The following is a 510-nucleotide window of genomic DNA, read 5'->3' on the forward strand; positions in this document are numbered from 1 at the left end:
GTGTTGCATCGGGAGGTACGTTGACATTACAATATGATGTTACGGTAAATGCTCCAAGTGGCGTTGCAGGTGAATACACCAATATTGCGGAGGTTACCGGTAGTGATCAATACGATCCTAATAGTAGTCCTAATAATGATGATGGAGATCAGAGTGAGAATGATGAATCAAGTTTTACAGTAACACCACAAAGCTCAGATTTAAGTTTATTAAAAGAAGTAAGTAATGCTACGCCTAATGTAGGGGATGTAGTTTTATTTAGTATTACAGTAAGTAATTCAGGTCCAAGTAATGCTACAGGGGTTTCGATATCAGATGTATTACCAGTAGGATATGGTTCTATAAGTAATATAGATAATGGAGGAGTACAGGCAGGAAACACTATTACATGGAGTGGTTTAAGTGTGGCGTCTTCAGGAAGTTTAGTAGTTAGTTTTGAGGCTACGGTATTAGCCCCAACAGGTGTGGCAGATGAGTATGTAAATAGCGCATGGATAACTGGCAGTGATC

Annotated in this window: 1 protein-coding gene; it reads left to right on the plus strand. The window is 39.2% G+C overall.

Annotated elements, in window-relative coordinates; translation table 11 throughout:
- On the plus strand, positions 1-510 hold a 510-nt coding region (locus tag ACFQ1U_RS10140), incomplete at both ends, for a DUF11 domain-containing protein (protein ID WP_386107953.1).

This window comes from Tenacibaculum geojense (assembly GCF_042676005.1).
Classification (GTDB): Bacteria; Bacteroidota; Bacteroidia; order Flavobacteriales; family Flavobacteriaceae; genus Polaribacter; species Polaribacter geojense.